Origin of the sequence: Pseudomonas qingdaonensis (assembly GCF_018398475.1) — a bacterium.
Classification (GTDB): Bacteria; Pseudomonadota; Gammaproteobacteria; order Pseudomonadales; family Pseudomonadaceae; genus Aquipseudomonas; species Aquipseudomonas palmensis.
In genome coordinates, this window is record NZ_CP074676.1 from 5,516,841 (window position 1) to 5,536,208 (window position 19,368).

Consider the following 19,368-nt stretch of genomic DNA (forward strand, 5'->3'; position numbering starts at 1 on the left):
CTGCCCGGTTCTACGACGTCTGCCTATGTCCCTGCGCACTGTTGTTAGCGCAGCCCTGCTCGGGCTGTGCCTGTCCCTCTCCTTCGCCCAGGCGGCGGAACCCCCCACCACGGCAAGCGTCCAGCACAGCCTGGACAAGATCGCCGAGCGCAAGCTGCCGGAGGCCGACCAGAAGGCCCTGCAGCAAGTGCTGGAGCAGACCCTTGGCCTGCTGGCCTCGCGCGACGACTACGACAAGCGCCTGGCCGCGCTCAAGCAGCAACTGGCCGACGCCCCGCGCCAGACCAGCGAAAACCAGCGCGAGCTGACCCGGCTCAAGGACACCAAGACCCTGCCCGTGGCGCAGCGCTACGCCAGCATGGGCGTGCCGCAACTGGAGCAGTTGCTGTCCGAGCGCACCACCCAGCAGGGCGAGCTGCAGAAGGCGCTGTCCGAAGCCAACAGCCTGATCATCAACTCCCAGACCCGCCCCGAGCGCGCCCAGGCCGAGATCAGCAGCAACCAGACCCGCACCCAGCAGATCAACAGCATCCTCAAGCTGGGCAAGGACAACGGCAAGAGCCTCTCGGCCGACCAGCGCAACCAGCTCAATGCCGAACTCGCCTCGCTCAACGCGCTGACCCTGCTGCGCCGCCAGGAACTGGCCGGCAACAGCCTGCTGCAAGACCTGGGCAACAGCCAGCACGACCTGCTGATCGAGCGCGCCACACGCCTTGAGCAGGAGATCCAGGACCTGCAGACGCTGATCAACCAGAAGCGCCTGGCGCAGTCGCAGCAGACCGTCACCGAACAGTCCATCGAGGCACAGAAGGCCGGCGGCAGCAGCGTGCTGGCCACCGAAAGCGCCACCAACCTGAAGCTGTCCGACTACCTGCTGCGCAGCACCGACCGCCTCAACGAGCTGACCCAGCAGAACCTGCAGACCAAGCAGCAGCTCGACAGCCTGACCCAGGCCGACCAGGCACTGGACGAACAGATCAGCGTGCTCAAGGGCAGCCTGTTGCTGTCCAAGATCCTCTACAAGCAGAAGCAGGCCCTGCCGCACCTGAAGGTCGATCGCGACCTGGCCGACCAGATCGCCGACATTCGCCTGTACCAGTTCGAGGTCAACCAGCAGCGCGAGCAGATCAGCAGCCCCAGCAGCTACGTCGACAAGCTGCTGGCCACCCAGCCGCCCGACAGCGTCACCCCGCAGTTGCGCAAGGCCCTGCTGGAGGTGGCGATCACCCGCAGCGATTTGCTGGAGCGGCTCAACCGCGAGCTGAGCGCCCTGCTCAACGAATCCATCACCCTGCAACTGAACCAGAAGCAGCTGCTGAGCACCGCACAGAACCTGCGCGGCACCCTCGACGAACAGATGTTCTGGATCCCCAGCAACAAGCCGCTGGACTTCGAATGGCTGCGCAGCGTGCCCGAACGCCTGCAAAAGCAGGTGGTGAGCCTGCCGTGGGGGTCGGGCATCAACGAACTGGCCGACGGCCTGACGCAGCGCCCGCTGCTGTTCCTGCCGCTGCTGTTGCTGATCGGCGCCCTGCTGTGGCGGCGCAAGTACCTGTATGCGCGGCTGAACAAGGTTCACCAGGATGTGGGCCACTTCAAGCGTGACAGCCAGTGGCACACGCCCCAGGCCATTCTGATCAATATCCTGCTGGCGATGCCGCTGAGCCTGGGCCTGGCGCTGTGCGGCTATGCGCTGCAGATCGACGCCCGCGGCCAGAACGCCAACCTGGGCGCCGCGCTGTGGCAGATCGCCCAGGCCTGGCTGGTGTTCTACACCGCCTACCGGATTCTGGCGCCCGGCGGCGTGGCCGAGCTGCACTTTCGCTGGGAAAAGGCCCAGGTCGAGTTCCTGCGCGGCTGGATCCGCCGCCTGGGCAGCGTGGTACTGGCGCTGGTCGGCGTGGTGGCGGTGGCCGAGCACCAGCCCTCGGCGCTGGCCGACGACGTGCTCGGCATCGGTGTGGTACTGACCTGTTACGCACTGATGGCCTGGCTGCTCAGCCGCCTGCTGCTGAGCAGCCCCGCGCACCGCAATACCTCGCTGTTTCGCAAGGCCGTGGGCGTGGCGTTCACGGCGCTTCCGGTGGCGCTGTTCATTGCCGTGTGCTTTGGCTACTACTACACCGCACTCAAGCTCACCGACCGCCTGATCGACACCCTGTACCTGCTGATGTTCTGGCTGGTGATCGAGGCAGCCTTCGTGCGCGGCCTGGCCGTGGCCGCCCGGCGCCTGGCCTACCAGCGCGCACTGAGCAAGCGCCAGGCCACCAAGGAAGGGCTCGATGGCGAGGTGATCGTCGAGGAGCCGACCCTGGACATCGAGCAGGTCAACCAGCAGTCGCTGCGCCTGATCCGTCTGGCCCTGCTGGGCGGCTTCATCGCCGCGCTGTACTGGGTGTGGGCCGACCTGATCAGCGTGTTCGCCTACCTCGACAACATCACCCTGTACGAGTACACCAGCGGCACCGGCGCGGCCATGAGCATGGTGCCGATCAGCCTGGGCGACCTGCTCGGGGCACTGGTGATCATCGGCATCACCTTCGCCCTGGCCGGCAACCTGCCGGGGCTGCTCGAGGTGCTGGTGCTGTCACGCCTGAACCTGGCCCAGGGCAGCGCGTATGCGACCACCACGTTGCTGTCGTACGTGATTGCCGGGGTGGGCTTCGTCACCACGCTGTCGACCCTCGGCGTCAGCTGGGACAAGCTGCAATGGCTGGTGGCGGCGCTGTCGGTGGGCCTGGGCTTCGGCATGCAGGAGATCTTCGCCAACTTCATCTCCGGCATCATGATCCTGTTCGAGCGCCCGGTGCGCATCGGCGACACCATCACCATCGGCAACCTGTCGGGCACGGTGAGCAAGATCCGCATCCGCGCCACCACCATCACCGACTTCGACCGCAAGGACATCATCGTCCCCAACAAGACCTTCATCACCGGCCAGTTGATCAACTGGTCGCTGACCGACACCATCACCCGCGTCACCCTCAAGCTGGGCGTGGACTACGGCTCGGACCTGGACCTGGTACGCACCCTGCTGCTGCAGGCAGCCAACGAGAACCCGCGGGTGCTCAAGGAACCAGCACCGATCGTGTACTTCCTGAACTTCGGCGAGAGTACCCTGGACCACGAACTGCGCATGCACGTGCGTGACCTGGGCGACCGCAACCCGGTACTGGACGAGATCAACCGCTACATCAACAAGGAATTCAAGCGCCAGCACATCAACATCTCGTTCCGCCAGATGGAGGTGTACCTGAAGAACATGCAGGGCCAGGAGTACAAGATGGTACCGGTCGAAGCGCCGAACAAGACCGTGCTGCCCGAGCCCCCCACCGATGCGCCAGGAGATGGCCGTTGAAATCCCTCGACGAACTGACCTTCGACAACCGCTTCGCCCGCCTGGGCGATGCGTTCTCCACCCACGTGCTGCCCGAGCCGATTGCCGAGCCGCGCCTGGTCGTGGCCAGCGACGCGGCCATGGCACTGCTCGACCTGGACCCTACCGAGGCGCATTCCCCGGTGTTCGCCGAGCTGTTCAGCGGACACAAGCTGTGGGCCGAGGCCGAGCCGCGGGCGATGGTGTATTCGGGGCATCAGTTCGGTTCGTACAACCCGCGCCTGGGTGACGGTCGCGGGCTGTTGCTGGGCGAGGTGTACAACGATGCCGGCGAGCACTGGGACCTGCACCTCAAGGGTGCCGGGCAGACGCCGTATTCACGCATGGGCGATGGCCGTGCGGTGTTGCGCTCGTCGATCCGCGAGTTCCTCGCCTCCGAGGCCCTGCACGCGCTGGGCATCCCCAGCAGCCGCGCGCTGTGCGTGATCGGCTCGAGCACGCCGGTGTGGCGCGAAACCCAGGAGCGCGCGGCGATGGTGCTGCGTCTGGCGCCCAGCCATGTGCGCTTTGGCCACTTCGAATACTTCTACTACACCCGCCAACCCGAGCAGCAGCGCGAGCTGGCCGAGCACGTGCTCAACCTGCACTTTGCCGAGTGCCGCGAGCAGCCCGAGCCGTACCTGGCGATGTTCCGTACCATCGTCGAACGCAATGCCGAGCTGATTGCGCGCTGGCAGGCCTATGGTTTCTGCCACGGGGTGATGAACACCGACAACATGTCGATCCTGGGCATCACCTTCGACTTCGGGCCGTTTGCCTTCCTCGACGACTTCGATGCCGGCTTCATCTGCAACCATTCCGACGACCAGGGGCGCTACAGCTTCAGCAACCAGGTGCCGATCGCACACTGGAACCTGAGCGCGCTGGCCCAGGCGCTGACGCCGTTCATCAGCGTCGAGGCGCTGAAGGAAACGCTGGGGCTGTTCCTGCCGTTGTACCAGGCCCATTACCTGGACCTGATGCGTCGACGCCTGGGGCTGACCGAGGCGCGCGATGACGATTCGGCGCTGGTCGAGCGCTTGCTGGGGCTGATGAACAAGGGCGCTGTGGACTACACGCTGTTCTTCCGCAAGCTGGGTGATCAGCCGGCGGCGCAGGCCGTGCGGGTGGTGCGCGACGATTTCGTCGACCTGGCCGGGTTCGATGCCTGGGCGGTGGAGTACCTGGCGCGCCTGGACCAGGAGCCGGGCAATGCCGAAGGCCGACGCGCGCGGATGCACGCGGTGAACCCGCTGTACATTCTGCGCAACTACCTGGCGCAGCGTGCCATCGAGGCGGCTGAAGGCGGGGATTACGAGGAAGTGCGACGCCTGCACCAGGTGCTGACACGGCCGTTCGAGGAACAGCCGGGGATGCAGGCCTACGCCGAACGCCCGCCCGAGTGGGGCAAGCATCTGGAGATCAGTTGTTCATCCTGAGAACGCAGCGCCTGCTTCGCGGGTCAAGCCCGCTCCCACAGGTACTGCGGTGTTCTTGTGGGAGCGGGCTTGACCCGCGATAGAGCGCGCAGCGCTCGCAGCTTCAGTTGTCGACCCACCAGTTCAGCAACGTCTCATCCTCGTCGTCATCGAGGTTCTGGTAGATGTTGGCGTAATACCACTGCACCCCCGTCGCCTCCCGAAACCGGTCGAACACCGGGCGAATCGCCTCGAACCCATTGCTCGCCGGCACTGCCAGCGTCAGGTTGCCTTTGTAGCGACCGTCCAGCGTGCCGCCCAGCAACGTCTGCACCTCGCTTTCCAGCGTGTCGACGGCATCCTGGGGCAGCTCGTTGGCGTAGACATGGATGCAAAAATTGCCACCCCGGCGCACCACCTCGACATGCTGATCGGGGATGGCCGTGCAGATGATGTCGCCGCGCGCCATGTTCAGCGCCAGCCCCGGCGACGACAGCAGTTCATAGGTATGTTCGCCCACTTCGCGCACCGGCACGCTTTCGAACACCGGCTCGCCGTTCTTCTTTCTGTCGACGAATACACGAATGTGCGGTGAATGCTGGCAATCCATCGGTCTGTCCCTGGCCTGTTCAGAAAGGCCGCATGCTAAACCATTACAGCCTCTTCGCCAGCATCGCTGGCTTATCTGGCAGGCTATGGCATCTTGCAATCCACCCTCATCACCTCCAGATACCCAACATCACCTGACGCATCCGGACTCCCACCATGACCGACCCCCTCCACATCCCCTGTCCCCACTGCAACGGCCTCAACCGCATCCCCGCCACACGCCTGAGGGACGCACCCAAGTGCGGGCGCTGCAAGGGTGAGGTGCTATTGCATAAACCATTCGAATTGAAACAGGGCGACTACGCCAGCCAGATCAAGGGCGACCTGCCATTGCTGATCGATGTGTGGGCCGACTGGTGCGGGCCCTGCAAGGCGTTCGGCCCGGTCTTCGAACAGGCCGCCGGCCAACTGGCCGGACGCTGCCGCCTGGCCAAGCTCGACAGCGAAGCCAATCAGCAACTGGCCGGGCAACTGGGCATACGCTCCATCCCCAGCCTGATCCTGTTCAAGAACGGCCGCGAAGTGGCGCGCCAGAGCGGCGCCTTTCCACTCCAGCAACTGCTGGAATGGCTGCGCAGCCAAGGGGTCTAGGCGTTTTCCAGCAGCGTATGCAGTTCGACGAACTGCTGGGTCAGCTTGTGCCGCGGTTCCAGGTGAATCAGCGGCAGGCTGGCCTGGTGGGACTCGCGCATCTTCACCGAGCTGTTGAGATACACCGGCAGCACCGGCAAGCCTTCGGCAATCAGTTCGTCGAGCATCTGCTGCGGCAGGCTGGCGCGCGCCTGGAACTGGTTGACCACGATGCCCTCGACTTCCAGGCCCTCGTTGTGGTCTTCCTTGAGCTCTTCGATCTCGGCCAGCAGGCCGTACAGCGCCTGACGCGAGAAGCTGTCGCAGTCGAAGGGGATCAATACGCGATCGGCGGCTATCAACGCTGAAACCGCATAGAAGTTCAACGCAGGCGGGGTGTCCAGGTAGATGCGGTCGTAATCGTCGGAGAGCTCGTCCAGCAGCTTTCGCAGCTTGTTGATCTTGTGCTTGGCCTCGAGCTTGGGCTGCAGGTCGGCCAGCTCTGCCGTGGCGGTCACCACATGCAGGTTGTCGAACGGGGTTTCATAGATGTCGACCTTGTTTTTCTTGGCGAACGGCCCCGAGGACAGGGTCTGCTTGAAGAAGTCGGCAATACCCATGGGAATGTCCTCGCCGGTCAGGCCGGTGAGGTACTGGGTCGAGTTGGCCTGGGCGTCCAGGTCGATCAACAGGGTTCGATAGCCTTCGTTGGCACTGACTGCCGCCAGGTTGCAGGCAATGCTCGACTTGCCCACGCCACCTTTCTGATTGAACACCACGCGCCGCATGAACAGACCTCCATGTGAAAGGAACTACCGAGTATGTGGGGGTTGCGCCGGTTTAGCCAGTGCCTTTCAGCCCTGCGCCTGGGCCTGGCGGATCAACAGTTCGGTGAACGCCCGGGCCATCGCCGACACGTCCTCGCGCCGCTGCGCCAGCCATACCGCTGTCACCGCGTCGGCGTCGAGCAAGGTGCGGTATACCACCCCGTCGATGCGCATGCGCTTGAACGACGCCGGCAGCACCGACACCCCAAGCCCCGCCGATACCAGGCCGATGATGGTCATGGCCTCGCCTGCCTCCTGGGCAAAGTGCGGGCTGAAGCCGGCCGAGCGCGCCAGGCTGAGCAACTGCGCGTGCAGGCCGCTGCCGTAGCTGCGCGGGAAGAACACGAACGGCTCCTGGGCCAGGGCCGCCAGCGGCAGGCCCTGCTCGTTGCCCTGGGCCAGCGGGTGCGCGGCATTGAGCACCGCCACCAGCGGCTCGCGGAACAGTTCGGTGATCACCACGCCATCGGGCACGCTCATCGGGCGCATCAGGCCGACCTCGATGGACTCGTCGAGCAAGGCATCCACCACGTCGCGGCTGCTCATTTCCTTGAGGTTCAGGTGCACCGCCGGGAAGCGCTGGCGAAACGCATTGATGGCCTTGGGGATGCTGGAGTTGAACGGCGCCGAGGAGGTGAAGCCGATCTTCATCTCGCCCAGCTCGCCGAGCTGGGCACGCCGCGCCACGTCGGCGGCCTTGTCGACCTGCGCCAGCACCTGGCGCGCCTCGTCGAGAAACAGCCGGCCGGCTTCGCTGAGTGCCACCCGTCGGTTGGTACGCTCGAACAGGCGTGCACCCAGCTCCTGCTCCAGGGCCTGGATCTGCTGGCTCAGCGGCGGTTGAGAGATGCCCAGTTGCTGTGCGGCACGGCCAAAATGCAGCTCTTCGGCCACGGCGATGAAGTAGCGAAGGTGGCGCAGTTCCATGGCAACTCCAATAGGTCGTAAAACCTCTTAAACAGGTCGAACAATATATTGGAAAAGATCAATAGCCAGCTATATGCTTTTTTCACTGCCTGCGAGGCCGTGCCCCTTTCGAGGTCCCCGTGAAAACTGCTGTTGCCCATGAGCTGCCCCCTGCCCCGGCGAACACCGCCGCCCCCCTGAACGAAAGCTGGATCGAGAAAGGCACCCCTGCGTTCATGCGCACGGTGCTGGCATTGTTCTGTGGCGGCTTTGCCACCTTCGCCCTGCTGTACTGCGTGCAGCCGATGATGCCGCTGCTGTCCCACGAGTTCTCCATCAATGCCGCCCAGAGCAGCCTGGTGCTGTCGGTGTCGACCGGCCTGCTGGCGTTCGGGCTGCTGGTGACCGGGCCGATTTCCGACCGCGTCGGGCGCAAGCCGGTGATGGTGTTCGCCCTGTTCTGCGCCGCGCTGTGCACCATCGCCAGCGCATTGATGCCCAGCTGGCACGGCGTGCTGGCCATGCGTGCCCTGGTGGGCCTGTCGCTGAGCGGGCTGGCGGCGGTGGCCATGACCTACCTGAGCGAAGAGATTCATCCGCAGCACATCGGCCTGGCCATGGGGCTGTACATCGGCGGCAACGCCATCGGCGGCATGAGCGGGCGCCTGATCACCGGGGTACTGATCGACTTCGTCAGCTGGCACACCGCGATGCTGGTGATCGGCGGCCTGGCACTGGTCGCGGCGGCAGTGTTCTGGAGGATCCTGCCCGAGTCGCGCAACTTCAGTGCACGCTCGATGAACCCACGCAGCCTGCTGAACGGCTTCACCCAGCACTTTCGCGACGCCGGGCTGCCGTGGCTGTTTCTGGAAGCGTTTCTGCTGATGGGCGCCTTCGTCACGCTGTTCAACTACATCGGCTACCGGCTGCTCGCCGAGCCGTACCACATGAGCCAGGCGCTGGTGGGGCTGCTGTCGGTGGTGTACCTGGCAGGCATCTACAGCTCGGCGCAGATCGGCGCACTGTCGGACAAGCTGGGGCGGCGCAAGGTGTTCTGGATGAGCATCCTGCTGATGTTCGGTGGGTTGCTGCTGACGCTGTTCTCGCCCCTGGTGCTGGTGATCGTCGGCATGCTGGTGTTCACCTTCGGCTTCTTTGGCGCGCATTCGGTGGCCAGCAGCTGGATCGGCCGGCGTGCGCTCACGGCCAAGGGGCAGGCCTCTTCGCTGTACCTGTTCAGCTACTACGCGGGGTCGAGCGTGGCGGGCACGGCAGGCGGGGTGTTCTGGCATTACGGTGGATGGAACGGCATCGGGCTGTTCATCGGCAGCCTGCTGGTGATCGCACTGCTGGTGGCGTTGCACCTAAGCAAGCTGCCGGCGCTTCCGGGGAATGTGAAGGGCTGATACCCCTCGCCGGCAAGGCCGGCTCCTACCAGGAGCCGGCCTTGCCGGCGAAGCTGTTCAGTTGATGATTTCGACCAGGTCGACATCGATCTCGCGGGACATCAGGTTCTTCTCGACCTCACCGGTCAGCTTGACCTTGGTCTTGTCGTTGAAGGCCACCGCCGGCAAGTCTTCGTTGTCGATCTCGACGGTGATGGTGCCGCTGGCATCCTTGAATTCGTACTTGTCGTCGTTGTTGAGCTTCTTGACCACAAAGCCCTGCAGTACCACCGGGGTATCGTCGGCGGCGTCGTTGGCTGCCGCGACCGTGGTGACCGGCTGGGCGCCAGGGCCGGTGTAGCCGGCGGCCATCGCGCCAGTGGTGAACAGCGGGGCAAGCAGCAGAGCCAGGTAACGAGTTTTCATGGTGGGCATTCCGTTTCAAGTGGGGATGCGCTCAGGTTAATCCCCACGCCTGAACTGAAGCTTAATGCGCGATGGTGGGAAACCCGATCAGGCCAGCAACGCGGTGAGGCTCAGAATCGGCATAAGGATGGCCAGCCCGATGAACAGCATCACACCGCCCGTCATCGCCAGCATCAATGGCTCAAACAAGCCCAAGGCTCGTTCAACCCTTACGCCCGACAGCAAACCGTGCCACCTCAGGCGACGCCGCAGTGCATGCAACGCGAGCCGTGCGAACACGCCGGCGGCGACCATCACACCGGCAAACGGCAGCGCAAAGCGCTGCCCGCTCTCGTTCAGCGCCATCGAAATGCGGATCGTGGCCGGCAACGCCTGCTGGTGATGGGCGAATATCTGCACGACATCAGGGATCACGACACCCAGCAGGAACGCGAAGATGGCCAGCACGGCGCACATCAGTATCGCCGGATACAGCAACGCCAGGCGGATGCCCTGACGCGTCAGTTGCTGGTTGTCACCGTGCTCGGCAAGCCGTTGGCAGGTTGCCGCCAGCAGGGGATGCTGTACTGCGCGGGTATCCTTGGGCACGGGTTCCTTCCTTGAATGGCACGGCTGTGCATCGAGGTCGGAATGGTAAGGGAGGGGGCTTGGACGGGCAGTAGGACGGATCGGCGGGGGAGCGTGAAAAGTCAGTGGCGGGGCCGCGATACGCGGCACCCGCCAGGCAGTTGCCCGTTACTGGTGGTACTGCGCAGACAGTTCGTGCACGGCGTGGATGAAGGCACCGGCATGTTCCGGATCGACTTCCGGGGTGATGCCATGGCCCAAGTTGAACACGTGGCCGGTACCGTGGCCATAGCTGGCCAGGATACGCCCGACTTCGGCGCGGATGGCCTCGGGCTTGGCGTAGAGCACGGTCGGGTCCATGTTGCCCTGCAGGGCCACCTTGCTGCCCACGCGCTGGCGCGCCTCACCGATGTCGCAGGTCCAGTCCAGGCCCAGGGCGTCGGCGCCGGCATCAGCAATGCTTTCCAGCCACAGGCCGCCGTTCTTGGTGAACAGGATCACCGGCACCTTGCGCCCTTCGTGCTCGCGGATCAGGCCGCTGACGATCTTGCGCATGTAGGCCAGGGAGAACTCCTGGTACGCCGCCGCCGACAGGTTGCCACCCCAGGTGTCGAAGATCTGCACGGCCTGTGCGCCGGCCAGGATCTGCCCGTTGAGGTAGCTGACCACCGACTGCGCGAGCTTGTCGAGCAGCAGGTGCATGGCCTGCGGGTTGTCGTAGAGCATGGCCTTGGTCTTGCGAAAGTCCTTGGACGAGCCGCCTTCGACCATGTAGGTGGCCAGGGTCCACGGGCTGCCGGAGAAGCCGATCAGCGGCACACGGCCGTTGAGCTCGCGGCGGATGGTGCTGACCGCATCCATCACGTAGCCCAGGTCCTTTTGCGGGTCGGGGATCGGCAGCGCCTCGATGTCGGCCAGGGTGCTGATGACTTTCTTGAAGCGCGGGCCTTCGCCGGTTTCGAAATACAGGCCCTGGCCCATGGCATCAGGGATGGTCAGGATGTCCGAGAACAGGATCGCGGCGTCCAGCGGGTAGCGGTCCAGCGGCTGCATCGTGACCTCGCAGGCGAACTGCGGGTTCATGCACAGGCTCATGAAGTCACCGGCCTTGGCGCGGCTGGCGCGGTACTCCGGCAGGTAGCGGCCGGCCTGGCGCATCATCCACACCGGGGTGACGTCTACGGGTTGCTTGAGCAGGGCGCGCAGAAAACGATCGTTCTTCAAGGCAGTCATGTCGGCATCCGGAAAAAAAGTGGGGGCATTTTCTCAGACACCAACGTAAAAGGCACGGTATGAACCGTGCCTTTTGTCTATCGACCTGTGGTAGGTCAATAGATTTAGTTAAAAGCTTCGCCGGCAAGGCCGGCTCCTACAGGTTTGGCAGGAGCCAGCCTTGCCGGCGAAGAGGCCCGATCAGACCTCCAGGTAGTCCAGAATCCCCTCGGCGGCATTGCGCCCCTCGAAGATAGCCGTCACCACCAGGTCCGAACCGCGCACCATGTCGCCACCGGCAAACACCTTGGGGTTGCTGGTCTGGTGCTTGAAGCGGTTCTGCTCCGGCGCCACCACACGGCCCTGGCTGTCGGTCTGGATGCTGAACTGCTCGAACCACGGCGCAGGGCTGGGGCGGAAACCGAAGGCGATGACCACGGCGTCCGCCGGGATGATCTCTTCGGAACCCGGGATCGGCTCGGGGCTGCGACGGCCACGGGCATCCGGCTCGCCGAGACGGGTCTCGACCACCTTCACGCCCTCGACCTTGTCTTCACCCACGATCGCGATCGGCTGGCGGTTGTAGAGGAACTTCACGCCCTCCTCCTTGGCGTTCTTCACCTCCTTGCGCGAGCCGGGCATGTTCGCTTCGTCACGCCGGTAGGCACAGGTCACGGCCTTGGCGCCCTGGCGGATGGAGGTACGGTTGCAGTCCATCGCGGTGTCGCCGCCGCCCAGCACCACGACCTTCTTGTCCTTCATGTCGACGAAGTCTTGCGGGGACTTTTCAAAGCCCAGGTTGCGGTTGACGTTGGCGATCAGAAAATCCAGCGCGTCGTGCACACCCGGCAGGTCTTCGCCAGGGAAGCCACCCTTCATGTAGGTGTAGGTGCCCATGCCCATGAACACCGCATCGAACTCCTCGAGCAGTTGGTCCATGGTGACGTCCTTGCCCACCTCGGTGTTCAGGCGGAACTCGATGCCCATGCCGGTGAAGACTTCGCGGCGGTTGCTGAGCACGGTCTTTTCCAGCTTGAACTCGGGGATGCCGAAGGTCAGCAGGCCGCCGATCTCGGGGTTCTTGTCGAACACCACCGGGGTTACCCCGCCGCGCACCAGCACGTCGGCACAACCCAGGCCCGCAGGGCCGGCACCGATCACCGCGACGCGCTTGCCGGTGGGCACCACCTTGGACATGTCCGGGCGCCAGCCCATGGCGAAGGCGGTGTCGGTGATGTACTTCTCCACCGAGCCGATGGTCACCGCGCCGAAGCCGTCGTTGAGGGTACAGGCACCCTCGCACAGGCGGTCCTGCGGGCACACCCGGCCGCACACTTCAGGCAGGGTGTTGGTCTGGTGCGACAGCTCCGCAGCGGCGAGGATGTTGCCCTCCGACACCAGCTTGAGCCAGTTGGGAATGAAGTTGTGCACCGGGCACTTCCATTCGCAGTACGGGTTGCCACAGCCCAGGCAGCGGTGGGCCTGTTCGGCCGACTGCTGGGGTTTGAAGGGCTCGTAGATTTCCACGAACTCTTTCTTGCGTTGACGCAACAGTTTCTTCTTCGGATCCTTGCGCCCGACCTCGATGAACTGGAAGTCATTACTCAGACGTTCAGCCATGTTCAAAACCTCATCAAACTCTTCAGGCGCATATCACTGCGGGTTGGCACGGGTGCTGGACAGCAGGTTCTTCAGGTTGGCCGCCTTCGGCTTGACCAGCCAGAAGCGACGCACGTAATCATCCAGGTTTTCCCAGAGCTCACGACCCCATTCGCTGTTGGTTTCTTCGACGTATTCACCCAGCACGCGCTGCAGGTGGCTGCGATAAGCCTCCATCGCCTCGCCGCTGATACGCTGGATCTCCACCAGTTCGTGGTTGACCTTGTCGACGAAGCTGTTGTCCTGGTCGAGCACGTAGGCAAAACCACCGGTCATCCCGGAACCGAAGTTGTAACCGGTCTTGCCCAATACGCAGACAAAGCCCCCGGTCATGTATTCACAGCAGTGATCGCCCGTGCCCTCGACGATGGCGTGGGCACCGGAGTTGCGCACCGCGAAGCGCTCACCCGCGGTACCGGCGGCGAACAGCTTGCCGCCCGTGGCGCCGTACAGACAGGTGTTGCCGACGATGGCGCTGTGCTGGGTTTCGAACGGGCTGCCCGCTGGCGGCACGATCACCAGTTTGCCGCCGGTCATGCCCTTGCCGACATAGTCGTTGGCATCACCTTCGAGGTACATGTTCAGGCCACCGGCGTTCCACACCCCGAAGCTCTGCCCGGCAGTGCCCTTGAAACGGAAGGTCAGCGGCGCCTTGGCCATGCCCTGGTTGCCGTGCAGGCGGGCAATTTCACCGGAGATCCGCGCGCCGATGGAGCGGTCGCAGTTGCAGATATCCAGCTCGAACTCGCCGCCGGCCAGGTCACGGATCGCCGGCAGGGCCATCTGCACCATCTTCTCGGCCAGCACGCCCTTGTCGAACGGCGGGTTGCGGTCCACTTCGCAGAACTGCGGCTTGTCGGCCGGAACGTGCGGGCTGCCCAGCAACGGGCTGAGGTCCAGGTGCTTCTGCTTCTCGGTTTCACCGGGGAGCATTTCCAGCAGGTCGGTACGCCCGATCAGCTCGCCCAGGCTGCGCACGCCCAGCCTGGCCAGCCATTCACGGGTTTCCTCGGCCACGTAGGTGAAGAAGTTGACCACCATGTCGACGGTGCCGATGTAGTGGTCCTTGCGCAGTTTTTCGTTCTGCGTGGCCACGCCGGTGGCGCAGTTGTTCAGGTGGCAGATGCGCAGGTACTTGCAGCCCAGGGCGATCATCGGTGCGGTGCCGAAGCCGAAGCTCTCGGCGCCGAGGATCGCGGCCTTGACCACGTCCAGGCCGGTTTTCAGGCCGCCATCGGTCTGTACCCGCACCTTGCCGCGCAGGTCGTTGCCGCGCAGGGTCTGGTGGGTTTCGGCCAGGCCCAGTTCCCACGGGGCACCGGCATACTTGATGGAGGTCAGCGGCGAGGCGCCGGTACCACCGTCGTAGCCGGAGATGGTGATCAGGTCGGCATAGGCCTTGGCCACGCCGGCGGCGATGGTGCCTACCCCGGCTTCGGCCACCAGCTTGACCGAGACCAGCGCCTGCGGGTTGACCTGCTTCAGGTCGAAGATCAGCTGCGAGAGGTCTTCGATCGAGTAGATGTCATGGTGCGGCGGTGGCGAGATCAGGGTCACGCCCGGCACCGCATAGCGCAGCCTGGCGATCAGGCCGTTGACCTTGCCGCCCGGCAGCTGGCCACCCTCGCCCGGCTTGGCGCCCTGGGCCACCTTGATCTGCAGCACTTCGGCGTTGACCAGGTATTCGGGGGTGACGCCGAAGCGGCCGGTGGCCACCTGCTTGATCTTGGAACTGCGGATGGTGCCGTAGCGGGCCGGGTCTTCGCCGCCCTCACCGGAGTTGGAGCGCGCACCCAGGCGGTTCATCGCCTCGGCCAGGGCTTCGTGGGCCTCAGGCGACAGCGCGCCCAGGGAAATACCCGCCGAGTCGAAGCGCTTGAGGATGGCCTCCAGCGGCTCGACTTCGCTCAGGTCCAGCGGCTGCTCCAGGGTTTTCACCTTGAGCAGGTCGCGGATCATCGACACCGGACGCTTGTCGACCAGTGCGGTGTATTCCTTGAACTTGGCGTAGTCGCCCTGCTGCACGGCGGCTTGCAGGGTATTGACCACGTCCGGGTTGTAGGCGTGGTATTCACCACCGTGCACGAACTTGAGCAGGCCGCCCTGCTGGATCGGCTTGCGCGGGCTCCAGGCTTCGGCGGCCAGCAGCTTCTGCTCGTTCTCGATGTCGACGAAGCGCGCGCCCTTGAGGCGGCTGGCCACGCCACGGAAGCTGAGGTTGACCACTTCCTCGGACAGGCCCACGGCTTCGAACAGCTGCGCGCCCCGGTAGGAACCGATGGTCGAGATGCCCATCTTGGAGAGGATCTTGAGCAGCCCCTTGGAGATGCCCTTGCGGTAGTACTTGAACACTTCGTCCAGGTCACCGAGCACTTCGCCGGTGCGGATCAGGTCGGCCAGCACTTCGTAGGCAAGATACGGGTACACCGCCGAGGCGCCGAACCCGATCAGCACCGCGTAGTGGTGTGGATCGCGGGCGGTGGCGGTCTCGACCAGGATGTTGCTGTCGCAGCGCAGGCCCAGTTCGGTCAGGCGATGGTGCACGGCGCCCACGGCCAGCGACGCATGCACCGGCAGCTTGCCGGGTGCGATATGACGGTCGCTCAGTACCAGCTGGGTCTTGCCGCTGCGCACGGCTTCTTCGGCCTGTTCGGTGATGTTGCGCACGGCCGCTTCCAGGCCGATGCTTTCCTCGTAGTTGAGGTCGATCACCTGGCGTTCGAAGCCCGGGCGGTCGAGGTTCATCAGCGAGCGCCACTTGGCCGGCGAAATCACGGGCGAGCTGAGAATCACCCGCGAGGCGTGCTCGGGGGATTCCTGGAAGATGTTGCGCTCGGCACCCAGGCAGATCTCCAGCGACATCACGATGGCTTCGCGCAGCGGGTCGATCGGCGGGTTGGTGACCTGCGCGAACTGCTGGCGGAAGTAGTCGTAGGTGGAACGCACGCGTTGCGACAGGATCGCCATCGGCGTGTCGTCGCCCATCGAGCCCACGGCTTCCTGGCCCTGCTCACCCAACGGGCGCAGCACCTGGTCACGCTCCTCGAAGGTGACCTGGAACATCTTCATGTACTGCTTGAGCTGGTCGCCGTCGTAGCTGGCCACGCCCTGGTCGTCGCTCAGGTCGGCCTGGATGCGCAGGGCATTCTGGCGCAACCAGCGCTTGTACGGGTGGCGCGACTTGAGGCGGTTGTCGATCGCATCGGTGTCGAGGATCTGGCCGGTCTCGGTGTCGACCGCGAAGATCTGCCCCGGGCCCACGCGGCCCTTGGCGATGACGTCTTCGGGCTTGTAGTCCCACACGCCGATTTCCGACGCCAGGGTGATATAGCCGTTCTTGGTGGTGACCCAGCGCGCCGGGCGCAGGCCGTTGCGGTCGAGCAGGCACACGGCATGGCGGCCTTCGGTGAGCACGATGCCCGCCGGGCCGTCCCAGGCTTCCATGTGCATGGAGTTGTATTCATAGAACGCGCGCAGGTCGGGGTCCATGGTCTCGACGTTCTGCCAGGCCGGCGGTACCAGCATGCGCACGCCACGGAACAGGTCGATGCCACCGGTGACCATCAGCTCGAGCATGTTGTCCATCGACGAGGAGTCGGAGCCCACGCGGTTGACCAGCGGGCCGAGCTCTTCCAGATCCGGGATCAGGTCGTTGGCGAACTTGGTACGCCGCGCCTGGGCCCAGTTGCGGTTGCCGGTGATGGTGTTGATCTCGCCGTTGTGGGCGAGGAAGCGAAATGGCTGGGCCAGCGGCCATTTGGGCAGGGTATTGGTGGAGAAGCGCTGGTGGAACACGCAGATCGCGGTCTGCAGGCGCTCGTCGCTCAGGTCCGGATAGAAGGCGGTGAGGTCCGCCGGCATCATCAGGCCTTTGTAGATGATGGTCTTGTGCGAAAAGCTGCAGATGTAGTGTTCGGCATCGGCGGCGTTGGCCACCGACGAGCGACGCCGGGCACTGAACAGCTTGATCGCGAATTCCTGATCGCTTAGGCCTTCGCCACCGACGAACACCTGCTCGATCTGCGGCAGGCGCTCCAGCGCCAGGCGACCGAGCACGCTGGTGTCGATCGGCACCTTGCGCCAGCCCACCAGGCTCAGGCCGGCAGCGAGGATCTCGCGGTTCATGTTGTCGCGCGCGGCTTCGGCCTTGGCGGTGTCCTGGTTGAAGAACACCATGCCGACCGCGTACTGGCGGGGCAGCTCGCTGCCGAACTGTTCCAGGGCCACGGCCCGCAGGAACCGATCGGGCTTCTGCATCAGCAGCCCGCAGCCGTCGCCGGTCTTGCCGTCGGCGTTGATCCCACCACGGTGGGTCATGCAGGTCAGGGCCTGGATAGCCGTTTGCAAAAGGTGGTGGCTGGGTTCGCCCGTCATATGGGCGATCAGGCCGAAACCACAGTTATCCTTGAATTCTTCGGGATGGTACAGACCTGTTTTCATAGACACTTTCTCACCAGGTTCGCCTCTCACCAAGGCAAATCTCTTTTTAATACAACCACTTACCATCCACGCCGAACGAACGTCAGCTTTGCGGGGGCAATACGGATGCCATTGTTGCACAGCGACAGTGAGGCCCACAAATTTACTGACGCATCAGTGAAAATCCATGTCGCATTTTTGAATGTTTTTATACAAGAATCCGTGGTAACGGAATTGCTTGAGTCTGAAGCGTTTCAGCCTGGACTGCAACACGGGCTTGTGGCCGGCAGTCTGGGACAGAAAAGCCTGCCGCGTGTTACGCAGCAGGCTAGACCGGGGTTCAGGAGTCGCTCAGCAGGTGGCGGGGGTAGTGCCACCCGACCATGTATCAGCGGGTCGCAGCCAGTTCTTGTTGGACGCTGGCAACGGTACGAGGCCAAGGTTTACCAGCCTGGACCTTGGCTGGCAAGGTTTTGATTGCAGCGACGGCTGCATCGCGGCTGGAGAAGTTGCCGTAGGTGATCACGTACAGGGGTTTGCCCTGCAGGGTTTTCTTGAAGTAGCGATAGTCGCCACCCTCGGCCTTGACGAACGCCTGGGCCGATGCCTCGGAACTGGTGCCCAGGATCTGCACCACGTAATTGCCTGGCGCCTGGCCGCTGTACCAGCTACCGCCCGCAGCGGGCTTGGCAGCGGGTTTTTCCGCAGGTTTGGGTGCCGGCTTGGCCGTGGCCACCTGCACGGGCGCAGGGGCGGGCTTGGCGGCAGGTGCAACCGGCTTGCTGGCCACTGGCGCGGCAGGCTGTTGCGCCGGTACAACCGGCTGGGCCATCGTAGGCGCCGGGCCTGCAGTGACACCGGCGGGCGGTGCAGTGGTGGTAACGGTAGGCGGCTGCAGTGCAGTGTCGCCAGCCGGGCCGGATTCCTCGCCATCACCCATGCCGGCCGCCTCGGCCAGCGGGCCGCGCATCACCGGCTGGGACTGGCCCACCAGTGGCAGCGGCATCGGCTGCGAAGAACCGGCGAACTCGATGGCCGGGCCACCGTTGTTCGACTGGGCATTGCCCGGCTTGCCCTGGCCCAGGGGCAGTTGCGCCTGCTCGGCAGGCGCAGTGGCCGGCGCCTGGTCGCCCTTCTTGGGCATCAGCACGGCTGCCGCCACGGCAACCACTACCACGGCAGACAACGCCAGCACGTGTTTCTTCGGCATATTGAACCCCATTGATGGTCGCTTCACCGGCGAGCGGGTGGCGAGCATGGCTTCGATCATGGTATCGCGGGCCACCTGGTTGATTGCTCCAGGCCAGCCGTCCGAGTTTTCGTGAATCTCGGCGATCTGCTCGCTGGTGAACACCTCGATGCCACGCCCGGCACCTTCCAGACGCTGCTCCAGGTATTCCCGGGTTTCGTCCTCGGTGTAGGGCTGCAACTCGATGACGTGGAAACGCTCCTGCTCGGCATTGAGTTCATCCAGGGCTGCGATCAGTGACGGCTCGCCGAACAGGAACACGTGCGGGCGACCTTCCGGTGTGCCCGCCGCCAGTTCCAGCAAGGCTTGGAGTGCCGACTCGCCAAGTTGTTCCGCATCGTCCACCAGCAAGTAGACTTCCTGACCGGTCAGCGCCAGCTGCACGATCTGGGCGAGGATCTCGGTGACTTGCGCCTTGGCCACGTTCAGCGACTGCGCTACCTGGGCCAGCAGGCCGGCTGCATCGCCGGCGCCACGCGCCGAAACCACCACGCTGAGCACCGACTGCTTGTTGGTGCTGGCCACCAGGGCCTGGCGCAGCAGGGTCTTGCCGCTGCCCAGAGGGCCTGTGACCACCAGCAGCAACTGGCTGTAGCGGGCCAGGTGATGCAACTGGCCCAGCACCGGCTTGCGCTGGGCAGGGAAGAACTTGAAGCCAGGCACCCGCGCAGCGAAGGGGTCATGGTTCAACTGGTAATGGCCGAGAAAGGCCTCGTCGGCATGCAAACTAGTCATCGAACTCTCG

General features: G+C 64.3%; 13 protein-coding genes. 4 read left to right on the forward strand and 9 right to left on the reverse strand.

The window, feature by feature from the left end:
- Window positions 1-25: 25 nt before the first annotated feature.
- Window positions 26-3,358: a mechanosensitive channel MscK gene (mscK, locus tag KH389_RS25255; protein ID WP_043860373.1), complete on the forward strand. Its 3,333-nt coding sequence runs from the start codon at window positions 26-28 to the stop codon at window positions 3,356-3,358.
- On the forward strand, window positions 3,355-4,815 hold the full coding sequence (gene selO, locus KH389_RS25260; protein ID WP_078481683.1) for a protein adenylyltransferase SelO: 1,461 nt from the start codon (window positions 3,355-3,357) through the stop codon (window positions 4,813-4,815). Before mscK ends, selO begins: the two co-directional genes overlap by 4 nt.
- 103 nt (window positions 4,816-4,918) lie before the next feature.
- Here the strand turns inward: selO and KH389_RS25265 are convergent, their stop codons facing one another.
- Window positions 4,919-5,404, reverse strand: coding sequence for a DUF4265 domain-containing protein (locus tag KH389_RS25265; protein WP_213606455.1), 486 nt, complete (start codon window positions 5,402-5,404; stop codon window positions 4,919-4,921).
- A 155-nt stretch (window positions 5,405-5,559) separates the two neighbouring features.
- Between KH389_RS25265 and trxC the strand changes: the two genes are divergently transcribed.
- The gene (trxC, locus tag KH389_RS25270) at window positions 5,560-5,994 is read left to right on the forward strand and encodes a thioredoxin TrxC (protein ID WP_213606456.1); all 435 of its coding nucleotides are present in this window, start codon (window positions 5,560-5,562) and stop codon (window positions 5,992-5,994) included.
- On the opposite strand, the gene KH389_RS25275 is transcribed toward trxC, so the two are convergent.
- Both KH389_RS25275 and KH389_RS25280 read right to left on the reverse strand, forming a co-directional pair.
- Window positions 5,991-6,761, reverse strand: coding sequence for a ParA family protein (locus tag KH389_RS25275; RefSeq protein WP_043859929.1), 771 nt, complete (start codon window positions 6,759-6,761; stop codon window positions 5,991-5,993). The genes trxC and KH389_RS25275 overlap by 4 nt on opposite strands.
- A gap of 66 nt (window positions 6,762-6,827) precedes the next feature.
- Window positions 6,828-7,727 carry a LysR family transcriptional regulator gene (locus KH389_RS25280; RefSeq protein ID WP_213606457.1) on the reverse strand — a complete coding sequence of 300 codons (900 nt, stop codon included), beginning with the start codon at window positions 7,725-7,727 and terminating at the stop codon, window positions 6,828-6,830.
- 143 nt (window positions 7,728-7,870) lie between these two features.
- Between KH389_RS25280 and KH389_RS25285 the strand changes: the two genes are divergently transcribed.
- The gene (locus tag KH389_RS25285) at window positions 7,871-9,112 is read left to right on the forward strand and encodes an MFS transporter (RefSeq protein ID WP_420831976.1); all 1,242 of its coding nucleotides are present in this window, start codon (window positions 7,871-7,873) and stop codon (window positions 9,110-9,112) included.
- 57 nt (window positions 9,113-9,169) lie between these two features.
- On the opposite strand, the gene KH389_RS25290 is transcribed toward KH389_RS25285, so the two are convergent.
- From KH389_RS25290 to KH389_RS25315, 6 genes are all read right to left on the reverse strand, one after another.
- Window positions 9,170-9,517, reverse strand: coding sequence for a YgiW/YdeI family stress tolerance OB fold protein (locus KH389_RS25290; protein WP_043859932.1), 348 nt, complete (start codon window positions 9,515-9,517; stop codon window positions 9,170-9,172).
- Window positions 9,518-9,604: 87 nt separating this feature from the next.
- Window positions 9,605-10,105 carry a type II secretion system F family protein gene (locus tag KH389_RS25295; RefSeq protein WP_213606458.1) on the reverse strand — a complete coding sequence of 167 codons (501 nt, stop codon included), beginning with the start codon at window positions 10,103-10,105 and terminating at the stop codon, window positions 9,605-9,607.
- Window positions 10,106-10,252: 147 nt separating this feature from the next.
- A complete protein-coding gene (hemE, locus tag KH389_RS25300) occupies window positions 10,253-11,317 on the reverse strand; it encodes a uroporphyrinogen decarboxylase (protein WP_043859934.1) in 1,065 nt (354 codons plus the stop codon).
- A 180-nt stretch (window positions 11,318-11,497) separates the two neighbouring features.
- Window positions 11,498-12,916 carry an FAD-dependent oxidoreductase gene (locus KH389_RS25305; RefSeq protein ID WP_043859935.1) on the reverse strand — a complete coding sequence of 473 codons (1,419 nt, stop codon included), beginning with the start codon at window positions 12,914-12,916 and terminating at the stop codon, window positions 11,498-11,500.
- A gap of 33 nt (window positions 12,917-12,949) precedes the next feature.
- Window positions 12,950-17,395: a glutamate synthase large subunit gene (gene gltB, locus KH389_RS25310; RefSeq protein ID WP_078481687.1), complete on the reverse strand. Its 4,446-nt coding sequence runs from the start codon at window positions 17,393-17,395 to the stop codon at window positions 12,950-12,952.
- A gap of 367 nt (window positions 17,396-17,762) precedes the next feature.
- A complete protein-coding gene (locus KH389_RS25315) occupies window positions 17,763-19,358 on the reverse strand; it encodes an AAA family ATPase (protein WP_043859937.1) in 1,596 nt (531 codons plus the stop codon).
- Between the last annotated feature and the right edge of the window lie 10 nt (window positions 19,359-19,368).

Coding starts and splice junctions, on each gene's coding strand:
- KH389_RS25305 (WP_043859935.1), bottom strand. CDS start 12,916: ATGGCTGAACGTCTGAGTAATGACTTCCAGTTCATCGAGGTCGGGCGC.
- hemE (WP_043859934.1), bottom strand. CDS start 11,317: ATGACTGCCTTGAAGAACGATCGTTTTCTGCGCGCCCTGCTCAAGCAA.
- trxC (WP_213606456.1), top strand. CDS start 5,560: ATGACCGACCCCCTCCACATCCCCTGTCCCCACTGCAACGGCCTCAAC.
- KH389_RS25280 (WP_213606457.1), bottom strand. CDS start 7,727: ATGGAACTGCGCCACCTTCGCTACTTCATCGCCGTGGCCGAAGAGCTG.
- KH389_RS25265 (WP_213606455.1), bottom strand. CDS start 5,404: ATGGATTGCCAGCATTCACCGCACATTCGTGTATTCGTCGACAGAAAG.
- KH389_RS25290 (WP_043859932.1), bottom strand. CDS start 9,517: ATGAAAACTCGTTACCTGGCTCTGCTGCTTGCCCCGCTGTTCACCACT.
- KH389_RS25275 (WP_043859929.1), bottom strand. CDS start 6,761: ATGCGGCGCGTGGTGTTCAATCAGAAAGGTGGCGTGGGCAAGTCGAGC.
- mscK (WP_043860373.1), top strand. CDS start 26: ATGTCCCTGCGCACTGTTGTTAGCGCAGCCCTGCTCGGGCTGTGCCTG.
- KH389_RS25315 (WP_043859937.1), bottom strand. CDS start 19,358: ATGACTAGTTTGCATGCCGACGAGGCCTTTCTCGGCCATTACCAGTTG.
- gltB (WP_078481687.1), bottom strand. CDS start 17,395: ATGAAAACAGGTCTGTACCATCCCGAAGAATTCAAGGATAACTGTGGT.